This window comes from Chryseobacterium indologenes (assembly GCF_002025665.1).
Lineage (GTDB): Bacteria > Bacteroidota > Bacteroidia > Flavobacteriales > Weeksellaceae > Chryseobacterium > Chryseobacterium metallicongregator.
In genome coordinates this window covers 3,985,746-4,003,371 of record NZ_CP018786.1, presented here as the reverse complement: position 1 = coordinate 4,003,371, position 17,626 = coordinate 3,985,746, and the positions used below count along the sequence as shown (strand labels likewise).

Below are 17,626 nucleotides of genomic sequence, written 5' to 3'. Positions count from 1 at the left end.
CAAATTATAGAATTTCTTATCTTTGCAGAATATGGAATTTACAGCTTCGCAAATTGCAAGTTTTATTGACGGAAAAATAATAGGTGACGAGAATGCACTTATTACGGGAGTTTCACCAATTGAAAATGGGGAATCAGGACATCTATCTTTTATAGCACAGGATCGGTTTTCTCATTTTTTGGATAGCTCAAAGTGCTCTGTTATCATCGTTTCGGAACAACTTCTGGAGAAAAATCATTATAACCCTACCTTAATCGTTGTAAAAGATGCCTATCTTTCTTTTCAGATTCTGATGAATTTATATCAGGAGATGCAGGGAAGAAAAGAAGGTATTGAAAACGGTTCGTCTATTCATGATACAGCTATTATAGGAGATAAAGCCTATATCGGAGCATTTACGTATGTTTCTGAGAAAGCTAAGATCGGGGAAGGATCACAAATCTATCCACATGTATATATAGGAAAAGGCGTGAAAATTGGTAAAAACTGTAAGATAGACAGTGGAGCCAGAATTTATGACTACTGTATTATTGGGGATAACTGCGTAATTCATTCCAATACGGTAATCGGAGGTGATGGTTTTGGTTTCCAGCCAACAGCTGATGGCTTCAAAAAAATACCACAGCTTGGAAATGTGATTATTGAAGACGATGTAGAAATTGGTTCAAACTGTAGTATCGACAGAGCTACAATAGGCTCTACAATAATAGGAAAAGGAACTAAGATTGATAACCTGATTCAGATTGCCCACAACGTGAAAATTGGTCAGAACAATGTAATTGCTGCACAGGCAGGAATTGCCGGATCTACAACTATTGGTGACTGGAATCAGATTGGTGGCCAGGTAGGTGTCGTAGGGCATATCAAAATAGGGAACCAGGTGAAAATTCAGGCTCAGAGTGGCGTGAATTCCAGTGTTAATGACAGAGAAACATTGTACGGTTCACCAGCAATCAGTTACAATGACTATTTAAGGAGTTATGTTCATTTCAGGAACTTACCTGGAATAGTAAATAGAATAAATAATCTTGAGAATAACTCAAAAGATAATACTAATGAGTGATATGCAAAAAACACTTCAGCAAGAGGTAACTCTTTCTGGAATTGGCCTTCATACTGGTAAAGAAGTAAAACTTACCATTAAACCTGCTAAAGAAAATACAGGTTTTGTATTTGTAAGAACAGACTTGGAGGGACATCCTCAGGTAGAAGCTGATGTAAATTATGTTGTAGCAACTGAAAGAGGAACTACGTTAGAAAAATTAGGGGTGAAAATTACCACTTGCGAACACCTTTTAGCAGCCCTTGTTGGTTGTGATATTGATAACGCAATTTTAGAAATGGATGCCTCTGAACCTCCTATTTTGGATGGATCCTCAAAATATTTTGTGGAAGCTATCGAAAGTGTAGAAGTAGCAGAACAAACGGTTGCAAGAGAATATCTTGTGGTAAAAGAAGTTCTTACATACAGTGATCCGGCTACAGGTTCGGAAATCACCATCATTCCTTCAGATACTTACGAAGTAACTACTATGGTAGATTTTGGGACTAAAGTATTAGGTACTCAGAATGCTACGCTTAAAAATATTTCAGAATTTAAAGACGAAATCTCATCAGCAAGAACATTCAGCTTCCTGCATGAACTGGAAATGCTTTTAGATCATGGTTTGATCAAAGGTGGAGATATTTCCAATGCCATTGTATATGTAGATAAAGATCTTACTCCTGATACTACAGAAAAATTAAAGAAAGCCTTTGGAAAAGATAATGTATCTATCAGACCAAACGGTATTCTTGACAATCTTAATTTAAACTATCCTAACGAAGCAGCGAGACACAAATTACTGGACGTAATCGGTGACCTTGCTTTGGCAGGTGTAAAAATAAAAGGTAAAGTTATTGCTAACAAACCGGGACACTTTGTGAATACTCAGTTTGCGAAAAAACTAAACCGCCAGTGGAAATTGCAGAAAAAGAAAAACGTTCCGGATTTTGACTTAACAAAAGAACCGGTATTCGATATCAACGGAATTATGAAGCTTATGCCTCACAGACCTCCGTTCTTATTAATTGATAAAGTTCTTGAACTTTCAGACTCTCATGTTGTAGGGTTGAAAAATGTAACAATGAACGAACCTTTCTTCGTTGGACACTTCCCTAAAGAACCGGTAATGCCTGGAGTCCTTCAGGTAGAAGCATTAGCGCAGACAGGAGGAATTCTTGTATTGGCCAGCGTTCCGGATCCTGAAAACTATTCTACGTATTTCATCAAAATTGATAAGGTGAAATTCAAAAGAAAAGTAATTCCAGGAGATACGCTTATATTCAAAATTGAATTGATAGAGCCTATCAGAAGAGGAATTGTTCATATGCAGGGATATGGATATGTAGGAGACACTGTAGCAGTAGAAGCAGAGCTTATGGCTCAAGTTGCAAAAAATAAAGTTGATTAAATGATTCATCAATTAGCAGCCGTAGATAAACGTGCGAAAATCAGCAAAAATGTAATCGTAGAACCTTTCACTACCATTGCAGGGGACGTAGAAATCGGAGAAGGAACATGGATTGGTCCTAATGTAACCATTATGGATGGAGCAAGAATAGGGAAGAACTGTAGGATTTTCCCTGGGACTGTAATCTCTGCAATTCCCCAGGATCTGAAATTTGATGGTGAAGATACCCAGGTAATTATTGGTGACGAAACGACAATCAGAGAGTGCGTTACCGTAAACAGAGGTACAAAGGCTTTAGGATATACTAAAATAGGTGCTCACTGTCTTATTATGGCTACTTCACACATTGCACATGATTGCGTTATCGGAGATCACGTTATCATTGTAAACGGTTGTGGTATTGCAGGACACGTGGAGATTGGAGATTATACAGTAATGGGAGGTTTATCAGCGGTTCACCAATTTGGTAAAATCGGAAAACATGTAATGATTTCCGGAGGTACTTTGGTAAGAAAAGATATTCCACCTTATGTAAAAGTAGCAAGAGAACCTATGTCTTATGCTGGTATTAATTCTGTTGGTTTAAGAAGAAGAGGATTTACGAATGAAAAGATCTTTGAAATCCAGAAAATCTACAGAGCAATCTTCCAAATGAAGATGAACGTTTCTCAGGCTATTTCCCATATTGAAAAAGAAATGCTTCCAACGGCTGAAAGAGATGAAATCTTACAGTTTATTCAAAACTCACCAAGAGGTATCGTAAAAGGATACGGAACCGGTAAAGAGAGTAATTAAAAGAAATGCTAAAAAGCAAATTTGCAAATCTGCCTGTTTGCTTGCCAGCCAATAAAATTTAAGTAAAAAAGATAATATATATTAATGGCAACAAGTAACGATATCAGAAAAGGTCTTTGCATCGAGTATAGCAACGATATTTTTAAAGTAATCGAGTTTCTTCACGTAAAACCAGGGAAAGGACCTGCTTTCGTAAGAACAAAATTAAAATCTGTGACTAACGGTAAAGTAATTGATAATACTTTCTCTGCTGGACACAAAATTGATGAAGTTAAAGTAATCACTAGAAAATTCCAGTATCTGTACGATGATGAGAATGGATTCCACTTCATGAACAATGATGACTTCTCTCAGCTATATATCAATAAAGAAATGATTGAGAATGCTCAGTTTATGAAAGCTGGTGAAGAAGTAACAATCATCCTGAAAGAAGTTGATGAAACTCCACTTTCTGCTGAACTTCCACAGTCAGTATATCTTGATGTTATTGAAGCTGATCCGGGGGTAAAAGGAAACACTGCAACAAATGCCCTTAAAAACGCAATCGTTGAAACAGGAGCAAGAGTAATGGTTCCTTTGTTCATCGAGCCGGGAGACAGAATTAAAGTAAGCACTGAAGACGGTAGCTACTTAGAAAGAGTAAAATAATAAATAAAATTTACATAAATTCGGTTTGCATCAGCACTCCGAATTTTGTTTTATAAGAAAATCTATTGTTATGAGATTCCATTCTCCGCAAAAGCTTAAAACGATTGCAGATTTAATAGGCTCAGCATTTGTAGGGCCGGAAGATTTTGAAGTATTGGGAACTAATGAAATTCACATGGTAAAGCCAGGTGATATCGTTTTTGTGAATCATCCTAAATATTATGACAAAGCATTAAACTCTGCAGCCACTATTATTTTAATTGATAAAGAAGTAGATTGCCCGGAAGGTAAAGCACTTTTAGTTTCTGATGATCCTTTCAGAGACTTTAATAAAATCAATACCCATTTTACCAGAATCTATAATTTCACGGAAGAACTACACGACGTGGAAATAGGAGAGGGTACAAAGATTCACTCTTCTGCAGTGATCGGAAACAATGTGAAAATCGGGAAAAACACCTTAATCTTTCCTAATGTTGTCATTGGTGACCGTACGGAAATCGGAGATAACGTCATCATTCAGTCCAATACAGTTTTAGGAGGTGATGCATTTTATTACAGAAAATTAAACGGAAATTTTGACCGTCTGATTTCTGTAGGAAATGTTGTTATTGAAAACAATGTGGAGATTGGAAACGGCTGTACTATTGACAGAGGAGTTACAGACTCTACCATCATTGGAGAAGGTTCTGTTTTAGATAACCAGATTCAGATCGGACATGATACCGTTATCGGAAAAAAATGTCTGATCGCTTCTCAGGTTGGAATTGCAGGATGCTGTATCATCGGAGATGAGGTGACATTATGGGGACAGGTAGGAATTGCTTCCGGAAACAAAATTGAGTCAGGATCAGTGCTTCTGGGAAAAACAGGTGTGAACAGAGATCTTGAAAAAGGAACCTATATCGGAATGTTTGCAGAAGATTTTAAAACTTATCTGAAAAAAGAAGTAAAACTGAGAAATCTCAAATAAACAATTCCAAAGGTTTTATCCAAAATCAAAGAAATTTGAGTAAATTTGTGAGCATTAATAAAATAATAAATAAATTAAAACAACAATAAAATGTCAATTTTAGTAAACAAAGATTCTAAAGTAATTGTACAAGGATTTACAGGGAACGAAGGAACTTTCCACGCTGGTCAGATGATTGAATACGGAACAAACGTAGTAGGTGGTGTTACTCCAGGAAAAGGAGGTAGCGAGCACTTAGGAAAGCCTGTATTTAATACTGTAGCTGACGCTGTTTCAAAAGCAGGAGCAAACGTAAGTATCATTTTCGTACCACCGGCATTCGCAGCAGACGCTATCATGGAAGCTGCTGAAGCAGGAATCAAAGTAATTGTATGTATTACTGAAGGTATTCCTGTAGCTGATATGGTAAAAGTAAAATCTTACATCGCTGACAGAGACTGCAGATTAATCGGACCAAACTGCCCTGGAATCATTACTTCTGAAGAAGCTAAAATTGGTATTATGCCAGGTTTCGTTTTCAAAAAAGGAAAAGTAGGTATCGTTTCAAAATCAGGAACTCTTACTTACGAAGCTGCTGACCAGGTAGTAAGAGCAGGTTACGGTATCTCTACTGCAATCGGTATCGGTGGTGACCCAATCATCGGAACAACTACAAGAGAAGCTTTAGAGCTATTTATTAACGATCCTGAAACTGAAGCTGTTGTAATGATCGGTGAAATTGGTGGAGGTCTTGAGGCTGAAGCTGCAAGATGGTACAAAGCTAGCGGGTCTACTAAACCAGTTGTAGGTTTCATCGCTGGACAGACTGCTCCAAAAGGAAGAACAATGGGACACGCAGGTGCTATCGTAGGTGGTGCTGAAGATACAGCTCAGGCAAAAATGGAAATCATGAGAGAAAACGGTATCAACGTTGTTGACTCTCCTGCTGATATTGGTGCTACTGTAGCTAAGATTCTAGGATAATATAAAACCCAACATATGAAAAAACTTTTATTAGCCTCAGCTTTAACTCTTTCCGCTTTATCGTTTGCACAGGTGCAATGGAAAAGCACAAGATTTGGAGTAACAGGAGGTTTAAACTACTCCAGAGTATCTAACGCCCACAACCCTTCAGGCCCAAGATATACTTTCCAAGCTGGAGCTTTGGCATTGATTCCCGTAGGAAAGGCAAACCAATTCTTTATTCAACCTGAAGTACTTTACTATGGTGCAGGAGAAACAGGAAAAGATAAAGATGCTAAAGGAGTAAACGGTTATGACGCATTATATGCTAATAACTACCTGAGTGTGCCTCTTTATTTCAAAGGATATTTTTCTGAAGCAGAATCAGAATTCTTTGGATTAATAGGACCTAGATTTAATTTCTTGCTGAATCAGAACGTGAAAGACGCTCCGGTAAGCAGACCTTATTATGACCCGGATGTTACCGATCCTAACCAGCCGGCAGGCGTAAATGGTAAGGCAAAGAGCTTTAACTGGGGACTTGGACTGGGAGTAGGATATAGCTACAAAAGACAACTTGAAGTAGCATTAAAATACGACTTAGGTCTAAGTGATACCTATCCTGGTCTCGCTAAGGAAACTAAAGGTACTGATAAGAAAAAGTCAGAACAGGTAATCGCACTTACTTTAAGCTATATATTCAAATAGAATATTTCAGAATATAAAAAATCCCGGAAACTCAGTTTCCGGGATTTTTTTATTGATAGGTTTTTACTTCTTATCCTCTTATCCATTTCCAAAGCTCTTTTAACGTAGCTTTATTTCCGTACATCAAAATACCCACACGATAGATTTTTCCGGCTAGGAAGATCATAAAAATAGTAGTTACCAGTAATAATGTAATAGACAATGCAATCTGCCATGCAGGAACTCCAAACGGAATTCGGGCAATCATAGCAACCGGTGAAGTAAACGGGATGATGGATAACCAGAAGCCTAAAGGACCTTCCGGATTATTCATCAATGTGAAACTCCCATACATTCCTAATGTTAATGGTAAAATAGCAAATAAAGTAAACTGCTGTGTTTCTGTTTCGTTATCTACTGCAGAACCAATGGCTGCGTAAATAGAACTATAGAAGATATATCCTAAAAGGAAAAATACGATGAATACAAAAATAATCAGTGGGAAGTTCAGTTCCAGTAAGCTGTGAGAAATCTGGGTAGCAAGCTGTCCCATATCCAGTTTACTTGCAATCTCTTCATTTCCTCCAGGAATATTCTTCTGAAGAGGAGAGAAGCCTGTATTAAGTACCAATGCACCAATAACAGACATAGTAATCCAGATCAGAAACTGGGTCAGTGCAACCATGGTTACTCCCAGGATCTTACCCATCATCAGTTCAAAAGGTTTTACAGAAGAAATAATAATCTCTACAACACGGTTATTTTTCTCTTCAAGAACACTTCTCATTACCCTTACCCCATAAATAATGATGAACATAAAAGTAACATACATCAGAACCATGCTCAATCCGGATTTAACGCCAAAGGCAAGATCAGAATCCTCTTTATTATTATCCGTAACATTAATGGTTTTTAAAGTAAAGTTTTTGTCAAGATCATTTAATTGAGTTTCCTGAATACCCAGTTGCTTGATTTTTTCTTTTCTGACCACATTGCTGATGTCAGATACAATTTGCTGCTTGGTGTCAAATCCTATTTTGCTGTTGATGACCAGTCTTGCCTCTTTTTCAAGCGCATCGAAATTCTGATTTTTCAATTCAGGAAGGATCAGAATACCGTCCAGAGATTCATTTCCTTTTAAATTGTTAATCTTAGACTTTTCATCAGCTACGGAAACAAAAACGTAGTTTAATTTATCATTAGATTTAAGATGGTTAGTAAACAGACCGCTCTTATCCACTACCTCAATAATGCTATGTGACTCATTTGCTTTAAACATTAAACCCACCACTGCTCCAAAAGCAATAATCATAACAGGAGCAAGCAGAGTCAATATAATGAAAGATTTTTTCTTAACCTGTGTAAGAAATTCTCTCTTGGTAATTAAAAAAATATTATTCATAAATTAAGAATGGTTACTTACAGCATTAATAAACACTTCATTCATACTTGGAATTCTTTCGTCGAATGATCTCACTTTACCTACCTGCACCAGATCCAGAAGAACATTATTCTGGCTCTCCTCATTTTTCAGGTCAAAAGAAACAAGATTATTTTCATTGGATAGATTGAAGATCTCATATTTGTTTCTGAAATTTTCAAACTGATCATTGCTTACTTCAGAAAGTGTAATCCCAAAAATATTTTTCTTAAATTTTTCTCTTACATCAAAAACCCTTCCGTCAATAATTTTCTTTGAATTGTTGATCAAAGCAACATAATCACACATTTCCTCTACACTTTCCATTCTGTGGGTAGAAAGAATGATGGTTGTTCCGTTATTTTTAAGGTCAATGATCTGATCTTTAATTAAGTTGGCATTCACCGGATCAAAACCTGAAAACGGCTCATCAAGAATTAAAAGGTGTGGTCTGTGAAGAACGGTTACCACAAATTGTATTTTTTGTGCCATTCCCTTAGAAAGTTCCGAAAGCTTTTTCTTCCACCATTGGTCGATGTTTAGTTTTTCAAACCATTTTTTAGCTTCATTTAAAGCATCACTTTTTTTCATTCCTTTCAGTTCCCCGAAGTATAAGATTTGATCACCAACAGTCATGTTTTTGTAAAGTCCTCTTTCTTCAGGCATATAGCCGATGTCTTTAATATGAGTTGGGTTCAGTTTTTGACCATTGATATGGATTTCACCAGAATCTGCCTGAGTAATTTGGTTAATGATGCGGATAAAAGAAGTTTTTCCGGCTCCGTTAGGACCTAAAAGGCCATAAATACTGCCTTTTGGAACATGGATGCTGAAATCATCCAGGGCGACCTTTTTTCCTGCATTATAGGTCTTTTTAATATGTTCAGCTTTTAGCATTAAGTTGTTCTTTTTACTATTAGTATGAAAAAGTCCCGAAAGTTACGGAAATATTAAAACAGAATTAATGTAAAAAGAAAAAATCCTGATGATTATCAGGATTTTAATTTATTGTTTCACGATTTGAGTAACTTTCTGTGTGTTGTCACTTAAAATATATCGGATCATATATTTTCCGGGCTTTAATTTTTCAATATTAATCTCTCCGGAATTCATATTTACGGTATAACTAGCGACCTGCATACCCAAAATTGAATAAAAAGTCACACTTTTGATTCTTAAAGAAGAATCTTTTGCCTTAATGATAAGGAAATCCTTTGCGGGATTTGGATAGGCAAGCAATACACCATCATCTGCTTTTTGAGTGATGGAACCCGGCTCTCTAAGCTGAGCTTTGAAATTGTTGGAAAATCCAACAAAAGTGCCTACAAATAGAAATAAAAGTAAAAGTTTTTTCATCAAATTTATAATTTCTCGAATATATATAACAAATGTAATAAATTCTACAATTTCGTACAATAGTTTTTTGCAGAACTTATATTAAATTTGTAGAAACTTATTCAAAAAGTATTCCAAAATGATACATTCAAGAAATAGAAGACTTAGAGTTAATGAATCTATCAGAAGTTTGGTAAGAGAAAATGTGCTTACAACTGATGATTTTGTAATGCCGATCTTCGTAATGGAGGGCGAAAACAAGCAGGAGGCAATCCCGTCTATGCCGGGAATTTTTAGGCGCAGTATAGATTTAACAGTGAAGGAATGTAAGGAATTATTTTCTTTGGGAGTAAAAGCTGTCAATTTGTACATGAAAGTGTCAGAACACCTGAAAGACAATACAGGAAAAGAAGCCTGGAACAAAGACGGATTGATGCAGAACACCATCAAAGCCATTAAAGACGCCGTTCCGGGAATGGTTGTGATGCCAGATGTAGCCCTAGATCCTTATTCAATCTACGGACACGACGGAATTATTGAAAACGGAAAAGTTTTAAATGATGCTACCAATGATGCACTGGCAAGAATGTCAGTTTCTCATGCAGAAGCGGGAGCAGATCTTGTAGCACCAAGTGATATGATGGACGGAAGAGTACAGATCATTCGTGAAGCATTGGAAGAAAGCGGATTTACAGATGTAGGAATTGTAAGTTATGCAGCCAAATATGCAAGCTCTTTCTATGGACCTTTCAGAAGTGCCTTAGACAGTGCTCCGAAAGATGATATGGAAATTCCGAAAGATAAAAAAACCTATCAGATGGATTTTCATAATACCCGTGAAGCATTGAACGAGGTATTTAAAGATATCCACGAAGGTGCAGATGTGATCATGATCAAACCGGGACTTCCTTACCTGGATATTGTTTCCAAAGTACGTGAAGCAATTGACCTTCCGATTGCAGTATACAATGTAAGTGGAGAATATGCCATGGTAAAAGCTGCTGCTCAAAACGGCTGGCTGGATAATGACAAAACGATCATTGAAAGTTTAACATGTTTCAAAAGAGCGGGTGCAGATATGATCTTTACCTATTTTGCAAAAGAAGCGGCTATTCTTTTAAATAAATAATGATTAAATTCATTCCAATAAAAAAGAGACTACTCAATTGGTAGTCTCTTTTTATTTCTAACGAGTTAATGATCATTTCTTATAACCAACCTTTTTTTCCGTATACGTAAGTATCATCAAATTGCTTATCACTCATAAAAAGATAGAGAATTCCCTCAATAAAAGGAATAATTGAAGCTGCACCAAAAGTAACGACATTCAGAACCAGCTGAATAATTCCCTCTTTTGTATATCCAAGATAAAATTTATTTAAAGCCAGCCACCCCACAAGAATTCCCAATATAGCTGCAGGGATTTTCTTTTCTGAACGGTAAGGAACATTGCTTTGCTGGTTTTGTACATTTTCTGTTTTTGAACCGTAATTTTCCATTTCTTAATATTTATAATTGATTGATATGTTTTACGATGAGTAGATTAAAATGATGAAAAGTTACAATGGGTTGTAAATGAACAAGTTTGCGTTTAACGTAAACAAGTTGATATTAACCTATAAGTGAAGTTTATATTTTTGATATATTTGCCCTATGATTTTACGAGGAGAAAACTTAATCAAGGAATACGGTCCTAAAAAAGTTGTAAAAGGCGTTTCTGTACAGGTTCAACAGGGAGAAATTGTTGGTTTGCTGGGTCCGAATGGAGCAGGGAAAACCACATCGTTTTATATGATTGTAGGGTTGGTTAAGCCCACTTCAGGAAAAATTTTCTTAGACAAGCAGGAGATTACAACAGATGCCATGTACCGAAGAGCGCAAAAAGGAATCGGGTATCTGGCTCAGGAAGCTTCGGTTTTCAGAAAATTGTCTGTGGAAGAAAACATTATGGGAGTATTGCAGCTGACCAAGCTTTCTAAGCGTGAGCAGCAGATCAAATGTGATGAACTGATTGAAGAATTTTCTTTGCAGCATGTTCGTAAAAACAGAGGAGATCTTCTTTCCGGGGGAGAAAGACGTAGAACCGAAATTGCGCGCTGTCTTGCAACAAGCCCGAACTTTATCCTTCTGGATGAACCTTTCGCAGGGGTAGACCCAATTGCCGTGGAAGATATTCAGAAAATTGTAAGAAGCCTGGTTGATAAAAACATCGGAATTTTAATTACCGATCACAACGTACAGCAGACTTTAGCAATTACCAACAAAACCTATATCATGTTTGAAGGAAAGATCCTGAAAGAAGGACTTCCGGAAGACCTTGCCAATGATCCACAGGTAAGAGAAGCCTATCTGGGTGAAAACTTTGTTTATCAGAGTATTTTGGATAAGCCTAAAAAAAAGAAATATGCTTACAATATCTGGGCAGGTAATTTTGATTCAAAAACACAGTTACAAGGATTTGTAGACGAAAATTTCAGACAGTTTGATGACCTGAGACTGATGTATGGTTTTGAAGATATCAGCTTTGCTTCATTAGCGAATTCTGAAATTGAACATATCTTTAATGATGTGGTGGATAAGAATGCCAACAACTCATTTGTTTTCCAGAAAAAGGAAATTAATTCTCAATATTCTCTGGAACAGGCGGAATCAGAGTCTAAAGAAGCAAGCAGAAAAGAACTGCACTATCTTACTACTTATATGTATGAGGGATAAAATATAAAGCATTTATTTGCTGAACATGATAATAAAACGTACCTTTTTCTTTGGAAAGCGGTACGTTTTTCATTTAAAATGACTTCTATGGCTAAACCTTTTAATAGAACCGTTACCTTATTCGGAATCTATAAACAACTCGTCCCATTTATCAGACCTTACCGTCCCATGATTTACGGAACACTGTTTCTTACTTTTCTGGGAGCTCTTGCAGCACAGGTGAACCCGATTGTTTTGAAATATACTGTAGATGAAGTGACTAAACTTACCCATCTTCCGCATCCGATGTCAGAGGGAATTCATATCCTCATTATCATTTCCATTATTTTACTGGGGAAAGAACTGTTAAACATCTTTATCAACTTCGGACAAAAATTTTATGGGGAAAAAATCAGGATTAATGTGAGCTCAGTGTTGGCACAATCAGCCATTGATAAAATTTTAACCTATAGGGTTGCTTATTTTAATGATGAAAACCATGAGTCCGGAAAACTCCAGATCAGAATAGACCGTGGAATAGAAAGTCTGACAAGACTGGTTCAGAACTTTTTTATTGATATCCTTCCTCTTTTTTCCAATGCGATTATTGCGCTGATCATTATGTACATGCAGAATGTATATGTGGGATTTGTTTCAACGATTATTGTTCCGATTTATTTCTACATAAGCTCTCTGCAGGCCAAAAAATTAGGAGGAGTCCGCCGCCAGCTCAGAAATCAAAGGGAAAGAAAGACATCCGGACTATTGAACCTGATTAATTCTATTATGGTCATTAAAAGTTTTGTCCGTGAAAAATTTGAAGGAAAAAAACAATATGATCTTCAGATGGAGTTGATGGAAAGCCAGATGATCACAAGAAGAACCAATTTTATTTATGATGGTTTAAAGACATTCATTGAACAATTTGGGGTTGTTTTGATTATCCTTTTAACTGTTTATCTTGTGCTTGATCAGCAAATGACTATTGGTGCGATCATGCTTCATATTATGCTTTTCAACAATGTTTCGGCTCCTATCCGACAGCTTCACAGGATTTATGATGATATGAACGATGCCATGATTTATGCTGAAGGATACTTCGATATTCTGAATGCAGATAATGAAACAGAATCAAACGGAAGTTTTGTAGAAAAAGAAATTAAAGGAACTTTTGAATTGAAAAATGTTGATTTTACTTACCCTAACGGAACAAAAGCTTTACATAATGTTTCCATGAAAATTGAAAACGGAAAAACTACGGCTCTTGTAGGATTGAGTGGTGCAGGAAAATCAACGGTTATTAATCTTTTGTGTAAATTCTATCTTCCGGATTCCGGGGAAATTCTTCTGGATGGAGTAAATCTGAATGAATTTGACAATACTTTTCTGAGAAGTGATCTTGGGCTGGTGCTTCAGAGAAATCACATCTTTCAGGGAAGCATAGAAGATAATATCCGGTATGGAGATATGAATGCCAGCTTTGAAGAAATCGAAGAAGCTGCAAAAAAAGCTTATCTGCATGAACAGATTATGGATCTTCCGGAAAAATATCAGCATGATGCTACTCAACTTTCAGGGGGACAACAACAAAGGATTGCCATTGCAAGACTATTTCTTAAAAATCCTCCAATCATCTTTTTGGATGAACCTACAGCCAGTCTGGATGCAATTGCTACCGAACAGATCAAGAACTCTTTGGATGCGATCAAAGAAGGCAGAACAGTGATCATCATTTCTCATTCCCTGTCACAGATTTTAGATTCAGATACCATTTATGTCATGAAAAAAGGAAGAGTGGTGGAAAATGGAACTCATGATGAATTGTACAATAAAGAAGGAACATATCGTGAGATTTTTGATGCCTCAGCCCGAAGTCTGAATCTCGATAAACTGGTGAATACTTTTAAAGAAAATTAAATAAAAAACTCAACGGATAGGCTGAGTTTTTACGTTTTTTTAATAATTATTTAATGAGTTTTTTCAGGAACCTGATAAGCTCCTACATCTGCTCCGAAAGCAATATTAATCCTGTTGTAGCTGTTGATAGCAATCACGGCCATGGTCAAATCTACCATTTCAGTTTCGGAGAAGTAATGACTTACCCTTGAATAAATTTCATCATTCACTTCTTTCCCGTTTAAAGCAGTTAAAGTCTCTGCCCATAAAAATCCTGCCTTTTCTTTATCTGTATAAAATGAGCATTCTCTCCAGGCACTTACCAGAAAGATTCTCTGTTCCTTTTCTCCTTTTACTAGTAATTCTTTAGAGTGCATATCGAGGCAAAAAGCACATCCGTTCATTTGTGAAACACGGAAATACAGCAGTTCCAGAAATGAATTGTCCAGTGATGAGTTTTGTACCTGAAATCCCATGTTGTGAAGTGCATTTACAGCCTTGTTTCCGATCGCAAATGCGTTGATTCTTTGTGACATAATATTTGTTTTTTGATTAATTATGTGACAAATGTAGAGTGGAATTTTCCTGAATTTTTTTACAAATGATAAATTTTAAAAGGAAAGATTTTAGAAGCAGGAAGCAGGAAGTAGGAAGTTACTATTAGGTAGATGATACATATTCAGTCTGCAATAACTTCCCTCTTCCAGCTCCAGCATCCCTTCTTCTCATAATTTCTGTGCTCTGATTCTGCTTAGAGAAACTTGGGTGATGCCAATATAATCTGCCATATCTCCAAGACTGATGCGTTGGATAAGATCAGGTCTTTGTTTCAGGAAATTGTGATAGCGTTTTTTTCCATCGTCTTCAAGCATCTCACTGATTCTTCCCATCATATTTACAGGAGCTTTGGAATAGAGTTTACTGAAAAGTGTTTCTGCAGTATGGTATTTTTTACATAATCCTTCAATCACATCTTTGTGTACACGAAGAACTTCAGTCGGTTCCAGAGCAACGATCATATATTTTGACGGCTGCCCCGTAAGAAAGCCACTCAGTTCTGCGAAAAAAGCATTTTCAGCGAAAAAGGTCATGATGAAATCTTTATCTCCATTATCAAAAAAAAGCTTTACCAATCCTTTTTCGATAAAATAAAAATATCTGCAGGTTTCATCAGCTTTTAAGAGAAAATCCCCTTTTCTGTAAGTTTTGGTTTCCAGATGAGAAACAAGTTCATCTATGACTGCCTGTTCCGGTTTTAAAACTTTTTCAATAGACTGAACAAAATGAGTATGAAGCATAAAAAAGCGACGGTTTGGTGAAAAATAAAATTAATAAAAAAAGGCTTCTCATTTCTCAAAAAAGAATTTTAGCTTTGTTACATCATGAACGATCACTATCTAAAAAAACTCGATAGGGTAACGGCTATCCTTACCCAATTACAGTCGAAACCTGTTGTGAGGGCACAGGATCTGGCTGAAAAATTCGATGTAAGCATCAGAACCATTTATCGTGATGTAAAAACCCTGGAAAATGCAGGGATTCCTATTGTTGGAGAAGCGGGAAATGGTTATTCTTTAATGGATGGTTATAAGCTTCCCCCCATTATGTTTACCAAAGAAGAGGTTTTAAGTTTCATTACCGCTGAGAAACTGATGCAGAAATTTTCTCACCAAAGCTTAGGAAATCATTATCAGGCAGCAATGGAAAAAGTGCGTTCAGTGCTGAAATATTCGGATAAAAATCTGATTAAAAATATTGAAAAACAAATTGATGTTTTCAGCTTTCATACAGATTCCGGAGATTCTCTTAAAAATGTAATTCCTATTATCCTGGAAAGTATCGCAGAGAAAACCCAGCTCAATATCAGATATAAGACGGTAGATGGAAGAGTGAATAACAGAACAATTGAAACAGTTGGGATGTTTTTCGAATTTAATATCTGGTACATCATGGCGTATTGTACCTTGAGAAAAGATTTTAGACAGTTTCGTATTGACAGAATTCTCGAAATCTCAAAAACGCAGAATCCTTTCCTGCAGGAATATGGACAGGTGAATGATTATCGTAAAAAGTCAAATGGAAATAAGGTTAAAGCCAAACTTCTGGTTGACAAAAAGATAATGAATCACCTAGTAAATTCTAAAAAATACTACGGATTGATAGAAGAAGTAGAAACCGAACAAGGCATGGAGCTTACTTTTGAAACAGAATGGATCAGTGACGGATTTCCCCGCTGGCTCATCACTTTTGCAGACTATGCCACAGTTCTGGAACCGGAAAGCCTTCGTATCCGTTTGAATGAACTGCTTGTAAAAATGGTTGAAAGACATCAATAATAAACCCCAACAAGGCAGCTGTTGAGGTTTAAAGACTTAATTGAGGCAAATAAATGAAATGGTTTGAGTGAAGGCAAAATTGCAAAAAGCCAATTGATTGTGTCGCAAAAAAAGATATAAGTTTTGTTTAGTCTTTCTACAATTTTACCTTTTCGTTTTTATTAAAATCTCTCCCAGAAGAAAGGAGGTTCAATACCTAAAGCTCTCAGATAAACATAACCTTGTCCACGGTGATGAACTTCATTATCTACAAAATAAAGAATGTTCTGATATACCGGAAATTCATATTGTCCGAATAAATTAAAGGTCTCCTGGAAACGCTCTTCAGAAATCTGATTGAAATAATGGTTGATCACTTCTGTTTCTTCATCCCATTTTTTCAAAATTTCTTCCTTAGTTGTTGGATTAAAAGCTTCTTCACTGTAAGCTTCTATATTTCCTTCCACAATTCCTTTTAAAGCAGGCCCGCCAATGCTGATGAGTTCTACTGCCAGTTTTGCAAATGGTCTCATTCCGCCTACAGAAAATTCAAATAGCTCTTTTTCAGGAAAAGATTCAATCACTCTTCTTGTAAGATTTCTGTGTCCCTGCCAGTCTTCTAATAGTTGTTCAGAAGTCATGAATTGTTTAGTGGCTGTTGCTGTAGTTGTCATAATGTATTTGTTTTGTTTGTTGTTGATACAAAGGTAAGAGAGGGTAATGACAACAGTTTGTCAGTAGGATTTTTGATAATAAAAAAATATTTTTTCTTTCTTAAAATATTGATCCCTACTTTTGCGTTAAAAGAAAAGTGTATTAATAAAAAAAATCGCCATTATTAGAATTATGAAGAAGTATATTTTGCCAGTTATCACTGCTTTTTTATTAGTATCATGCAATAAGATAGAGGAAAAAATAGATCAGACTGTTCAGAAAACAACTGAAACTGTACAGCAAAAAACACAACAGGTTGTAGAAGAAACGGTAAAGAAAACTGTGAATGAATCTATTAATTCTTTAACCAATTCTGAAGATGTTAAGTTCAATTCCGTTTTTCCTGGTACCGGTGCTTCCATTGTTTCAGAAGAAAAAGGAAAGAAAATCAATATTCCCGGAAGACCTGAAGGATATATTTTTAAGTATAAAACTGATATTGCAGTATTGCTTCCGTTTTTAGAAAGCCAGCCTACTTCTGATGAAAGTAAATCTGATAAAACTGCCCGAAAGATTGATGGGCAGAATATCATTGATAAAATAAATTTCCTATCGAAATTTCTTCCTGACAATACAATTGACACCAGTATTCTGGAGGATATTAAATCCGATAAAAACATTCAGTATTATAAACTGAAAAGATTTCCCAAGAGTAGTACTATTATCTACAACCCAAAAAATCAGACCATCATACAATACGTAGAGGTAAATAAATAATTTGGATATGGCCGGTTTCTCCCGGCCATTTTTTATT

18 protein-coding genes and 1 pseudogene are annotated in these 17,626 nt (G+C 36.2%); 12 read left to right on the top strand and 7 right to left on the bottom strand.

Annotation, left to right across the window (positions count from 1 at the left end; all coding sequences use genetic code 11):
• Window positions 1-31: 31 nt before the first annotated feature.
• From lpxD to BUE84_RS18055, 7 genes are all read left to right on the top strand, one after another.
• Window positions 32-1,063 carry a UDP-3-O-(3-hydroxymyristoyl)glucosamine N-acyltransferase gene (gene lpxD / locus BUE84_RS18085; RefSeq protein ID WP_079242905.1) on the top strand — a complete coding sequence of 344 codons (1,032 nt, stop codon included), beginning with the start codon at window positions 32-34 and terminating at the stop codon, window positions 1,061-1,063.
• A complete protein-coding gene (locus BUE84_RS18080) occupies window positions 1,056-2,453 on the top strand; it encodes a bifunctional UDP-3-O-[3-hydroxymyristoyl] N-acetylglucosamine deacetylase/3-hydroxyacyl-ACP dehydratase (protein ID WP_079242904.1) in 1,398 nt (465 codons plus the stop codon). The genes lpxD and BUE84_RS18080 overlap by 8 nt, the downstream gene beginning before the upstream one ends.
• Entirely contained in the window at window positions 2,454-3,248 is a 795-nt protein-coding gene (gene lpxA, locus BUE84_RS18075; RefSeq protein WP_062674059.1) for an acyl-ACP--UDP-N-acetylglucosamine O-acyltransferase, read from the top strand.
• A gap of 84 nt (window positions 3,249-3,332) precedes the next feature.
• The gene (gene efp, locus BUE84_RS18070) at window positions 3,333-3,896 is read left to right on the top strand and encodes an elongation factor P (protein WP_079242903.1); all 564 of its coding nucleotides are present in this window, start codon (window positions 3,333-3,335) and stop codon (window positions 3,894-3,896) included.
• Between the two features lie 70 nt (window positions 3,897-3,966).
• On the top strand, window positions 3,967-4,869 hold the full coding sequence (locus BUE84_RS18065) for an LpxD N-terminal domain-containing protein (protein ID WP_062674061.1): 903 nt from the start codon (window positions 3,967-3,969) through the stop codon (window positions 4,867-4,869).
• Between the two features lie 90 nt (window positions 4,870-4,959).
• Window positions 4,960-5,832 carry a succinate--CoA ligase subunit alpha gene (gene sucD / locus BUE84_RS18060; protein WP_034699171.1) on the top strand — a complete coding sequence of 291 codons (873 nt, stop codon included), beginning with the start codon at window positions 4,960-4,962 and terminating at the stop codon, window positions 5,830-5,832.
• A 15-nt stretch (window positions 5,833-5,847) separates the two neighbouring features.
• Window positions 5,848-6,519 (top strand): porin family protein, encoded by a 672-nt coding sequence (locus tag BUE84_RS18055; RefSeq protein ID WP_079242902.1) that lies wholly within the window; start codon window positions 5,848-5,850, stop codon window positions 6,517-6,519.
• 70 nt (window positions 6,520-6,589) lie between these two features.
• On the opposite strand, the gene BUE84_RS18050 is transcribed toward BUE84_RS18055, so the two are convergent.
• The 3 genes from BUE84_RS18050 to BUE84_RS18040 form a co-directional block, all read right to left on the bottom strand.
• Window positions 6,590-7,900, bottom strand: coding sequence for an ABC transporter permease (locus BUE84_RS18050; RefSeq protein ID WP_079242901.1), 1,311 nt, complete (start codon window positions 7,898-7,900; stop codon window positions 6,590-6,592).
• Between the two features lie 3 nt (window positions 7,901-7,903).
• Complete coding sequence (locus BUE84_RS18045; RefSeq protein WP_079242900.1) at window positions 7,904-8,815, bottom strand: ABC transporter ATP-binding protein; 912 nt, start codon at window positions 8,813-8,815, stop codon at window positions 7,904-7,906.
• A 108-nt stretch (window positions 8,816-8,923) separates the two neighbouring features.
• A complete protein-coding gene (locus BUE84_RS18040) occupies window positions 8,924-9,274 on the bottom strand; it encodes a T9SS type A sorting domain-containing protein (protein ID WP_034699180.1) in 351 nt (116 codons plus the stop codon).
• A gap of 118 nt (window positions 9,275-9,392) precedes the next feature.
• On the opposite strand from BUE84_RS18040, the gene hemB reads away from it, so the two are divergent.
• Window positions 9,393-10,382, top strand: coding sequence for a porphobilinogen synthase (gene hemB, locus BUE84_RS18035; protein WP_079242899.1), 990 nt, complete (start codon window positions 9,393-9,395; stop codon window positions 10,380-10,382).
• Between the two features lie 79 nt (window positions 10,383-10,461).
• Here hemB and BUE84_RS18030 read toward each other — a convergent pair whose 3' ends face one another.
• Complete coding sequence (locus tag BUE84_RS18030) at window positions 10,462-10,752, bottom strand: TM2 domain-containing protein (protein WP_079242898.1); 291 nt, start codon at window positions 10,750-10,752, stop codon at window positions 10,462-10,464.
• 154 nt (window positions 10,753-10,906) lie between these two features.
• Between BUE84_RS18030 and lptB the strand changes: the two are divergent.
• Both lptB and BUE84_RS18020 read left to right on the top strand, forming a co-directional pair.
• Window positions 10,907-11,632 (top strand): annotated as a pseudogene (gene lptB, locus BUE84_RS18025) (LPS export ABC transporter ATP-binding protein); the annotation flags it as partial.
• Window positions 11,633-12,136: 504 nt separating this feature from the next.
• Window positions 12,137-13,864 (top strand): ABC transporter ATP-binding protein, encoded by a 1,728-nt coding sequence (locus BUE84_RS18020; RefSeq protein ID WP_079243978.1) that lies wholly within the window; start codon window positions 12,137-12,139, stop codon window positions 13,862-13,864.
• Between the two features lie 50 nt (window positions 13,865-13,914).
• On the opposite strand, the gene BUE84_RS18015 is transcribed toward BUE84_RS18020, so the two are convergent.
• Together BUE84_RS18015 and BUE84_RS18010 are read right to left on the bottom strand one after the other, a co-directional pair.
• Window positions 13,915-14,379 carry a carboxymuconolactone decarboxylase family protein gene (locus BUE84_RS18015; protein ID WP_079242896.1) on the bottom strand — a complete coding sequence of 155 codons (465 nt, stop codon included), beginning with the start codon at window positions 14,377-14,379 and terminating at the stop codon, window positions 13,915-13,917.
• A gap of 189 nt (window positions 14,380-14,568) precedes the next feature.
• Complete coding sequence (locus BUE84_RS18010) at window positions 14,569-15,141, bottom strand: Crp/Fnr family transcriptional regulator (protein WP_079242895.1); 573 nt, start codon at window positions 15,139-15,141, stop codon at window positions 14,569-14,571.
• Window positions 15,142-15,225: 84 nt separating this feature from the next.
• On the opposite strand from BUE84_RS18010, the gene BUE84_RS18005 reads away from it, so the two are divergent.
• Window positions 15,226-16,179 carry a helix-turn-helix transcriptional regulator gene (locus tag BUE84_RS18005; protein WP_079242894.1) on the top strand — a complete coding sequence of 318 codons (954 nt, stop codon included), beginning with the start codon at window positions 15,226-15,228 and terminating at the stop codon, window positions 16,177-16,179.
• Window positions 16,180-16,340: 161 nt separating this feature from the next.
• Here BUE84_RS18005 and BUE84_RS18000 read toward each other — a convergent pair whose 3' ends face one another.
• On the bottom strand, window positions 16,341-16,832 hold the full coding sequence (locus tag BUE84_RS18000) for a DinB family protein (protein ID WP_079242893.1): 492 nt from the start codon (window positions 16,830-16,832) through the stop codon (window positions 16,341-16,343).
• Window positions 16,833-17,004: 172 nt separating this feature from the next.
• Here BUE84_RS18000 and BUE84_RS17995 point away from each other — a divergent pair, with 172 nt between their 5' ends.
• Window positions 17,005-17,589 carry a hypothetical protein gene (locus BUE84_RS17995; protein WP_079242892.1) on the top strand — a complete coding sequence of 195 codons (585 nt, stop codon included), beginning with the start codon at window positions 17,005-17,007 and terminating at the stop codon, window positions 17,587-17,589.
• Window positions 17,590-17,626 lie beyond the last annotated feature (37 nt).

Excerpts from the sequence above, each read along its gene's own strand:
- BUE84_RS18055 (WP_079242902.1), top strand. The coding sequence starts at position 5,848 with ATGAAAAAACTTTTATTAGCCTCAGCTTTAACTCTTTCCGCTTTATCG.
- BUE84_RS18030 (WP_079242898.1), bottom strand. The coding sequence starts at position 10,752 with ATGGAAAATTACGGTTCAAAAACAGAAAATGTACAAAACCAGCAAAGC.
- BUE84_RS18010 (WP_079242895.1), bottom strand. The coding sequence starts at position 15,141 with ATGCTTCATACTCATTTTGTTCAGTCTATTGAAAAAGTTTTAAAACCG.
- BUE84_RS18065 (WP_062674061.1), top strand. The coding sequence starts at position 3,967 with ATGAGATTCCATTCTCCGCAAAAGCTTAAAACGATTGCAGATTTAATA.
- BUE84_RS18020 (WP_079243978.1), top strand. The coding sequence starts at position 12,137 with ATGATTTACGGAACACTGTTTCTTACTTTTCTGGGAGCTCTTGCAGCA.
- BUE84_RS18005 (WP_079242894.1), top strand. The coding sequence starts at position 15,226 with ATGAACGATCACTATCTAAAAAAACTCGATAGGGTAACGGCTATCCTT.
- BUE84_RS18000 (WP_079242893.1), bottom strand. The coding sequence starts at position 16,832 with ATGACAACTACAGCAACAGCCACTAAACAATTCATGACTTCTGAACAA.
- BUE84_RS18080 (WP_079242904.1), top strand. The coding sequence starts at position 1,056 with ATGAGTGATATGCAAAAAACACTTCAGCAAGAGGTAACTCTTTCTGGA.
- efp (WP_079242903.1), top strand. The coding sequence starts at position 3,333 with ATGGCAACAAGTAACGATATCAGAAAAGGTCTTTGCATCGAGTATAGC.
- lpxD (WP_079242905.1), top strand. The coding sequence starts at position 32 with ATGGAATTTACAGCTTCGCAAATTGCAAGTTTTATTGACGGAAAAATA.
- BUE84_RS18050 (WP_079242901.1), bottom strand. The coding sequence starts at position 7,900 with ATGAATAATATTTTTTTAATTACCAAGAGAGAATTTCTTACACAGGTT.
- lpxA (WP_062674059.1), top strand. The coding sequence starts at position 2,454 with ATGATTCATCAATTAGCAGCCGTAGATAAACGTGCGAAAATCAGCAAA.
- BUE84_RS17995 (WP_079242892.1), top strand. The coding sequence starts at position 17,005 with ATGAAGAAGTATATTTTGCCAGTTATCACTGCTTTTTTATTAGTATCA.
- BUE84_RS18040 (WP_034699180.1), bottom strand. The coding sequence starts at position 9,274 with ATGAAAAAACTTTTACTTTTATTTCTATTTGTAGGCACTTTTGTTGGA.
- BUE84_RS18015 (WP_079242896.1), bottom strand. The coding sequence starts at position 14,379 with ATGTCACAAAGAATCAACGCATTTGCGATCGGAAACAAGGCTGTAAAT.
- BUE84_RS18045 (WP_079242900.1), bottom strand. The coding sequence starts at position 8,815 with ATGCTAAAAGCTGAACATATTAAAAAGACCTATAATGCAGGAAAAAAG.
- hemB (WP_079242899.1), top strand. The coding sequence starts at position 9,393 with ATGATACATTCAAGAAATAGAAGACTTAGAGTTAATGAATCTATCAGA.
- sucD (WP_034699171.1), top strand. The coding sequence starts at position 4,960 with ATGTCAATTTTAGTAAACAAAGATTCTAAAGTAATTGTACAAGGATTT.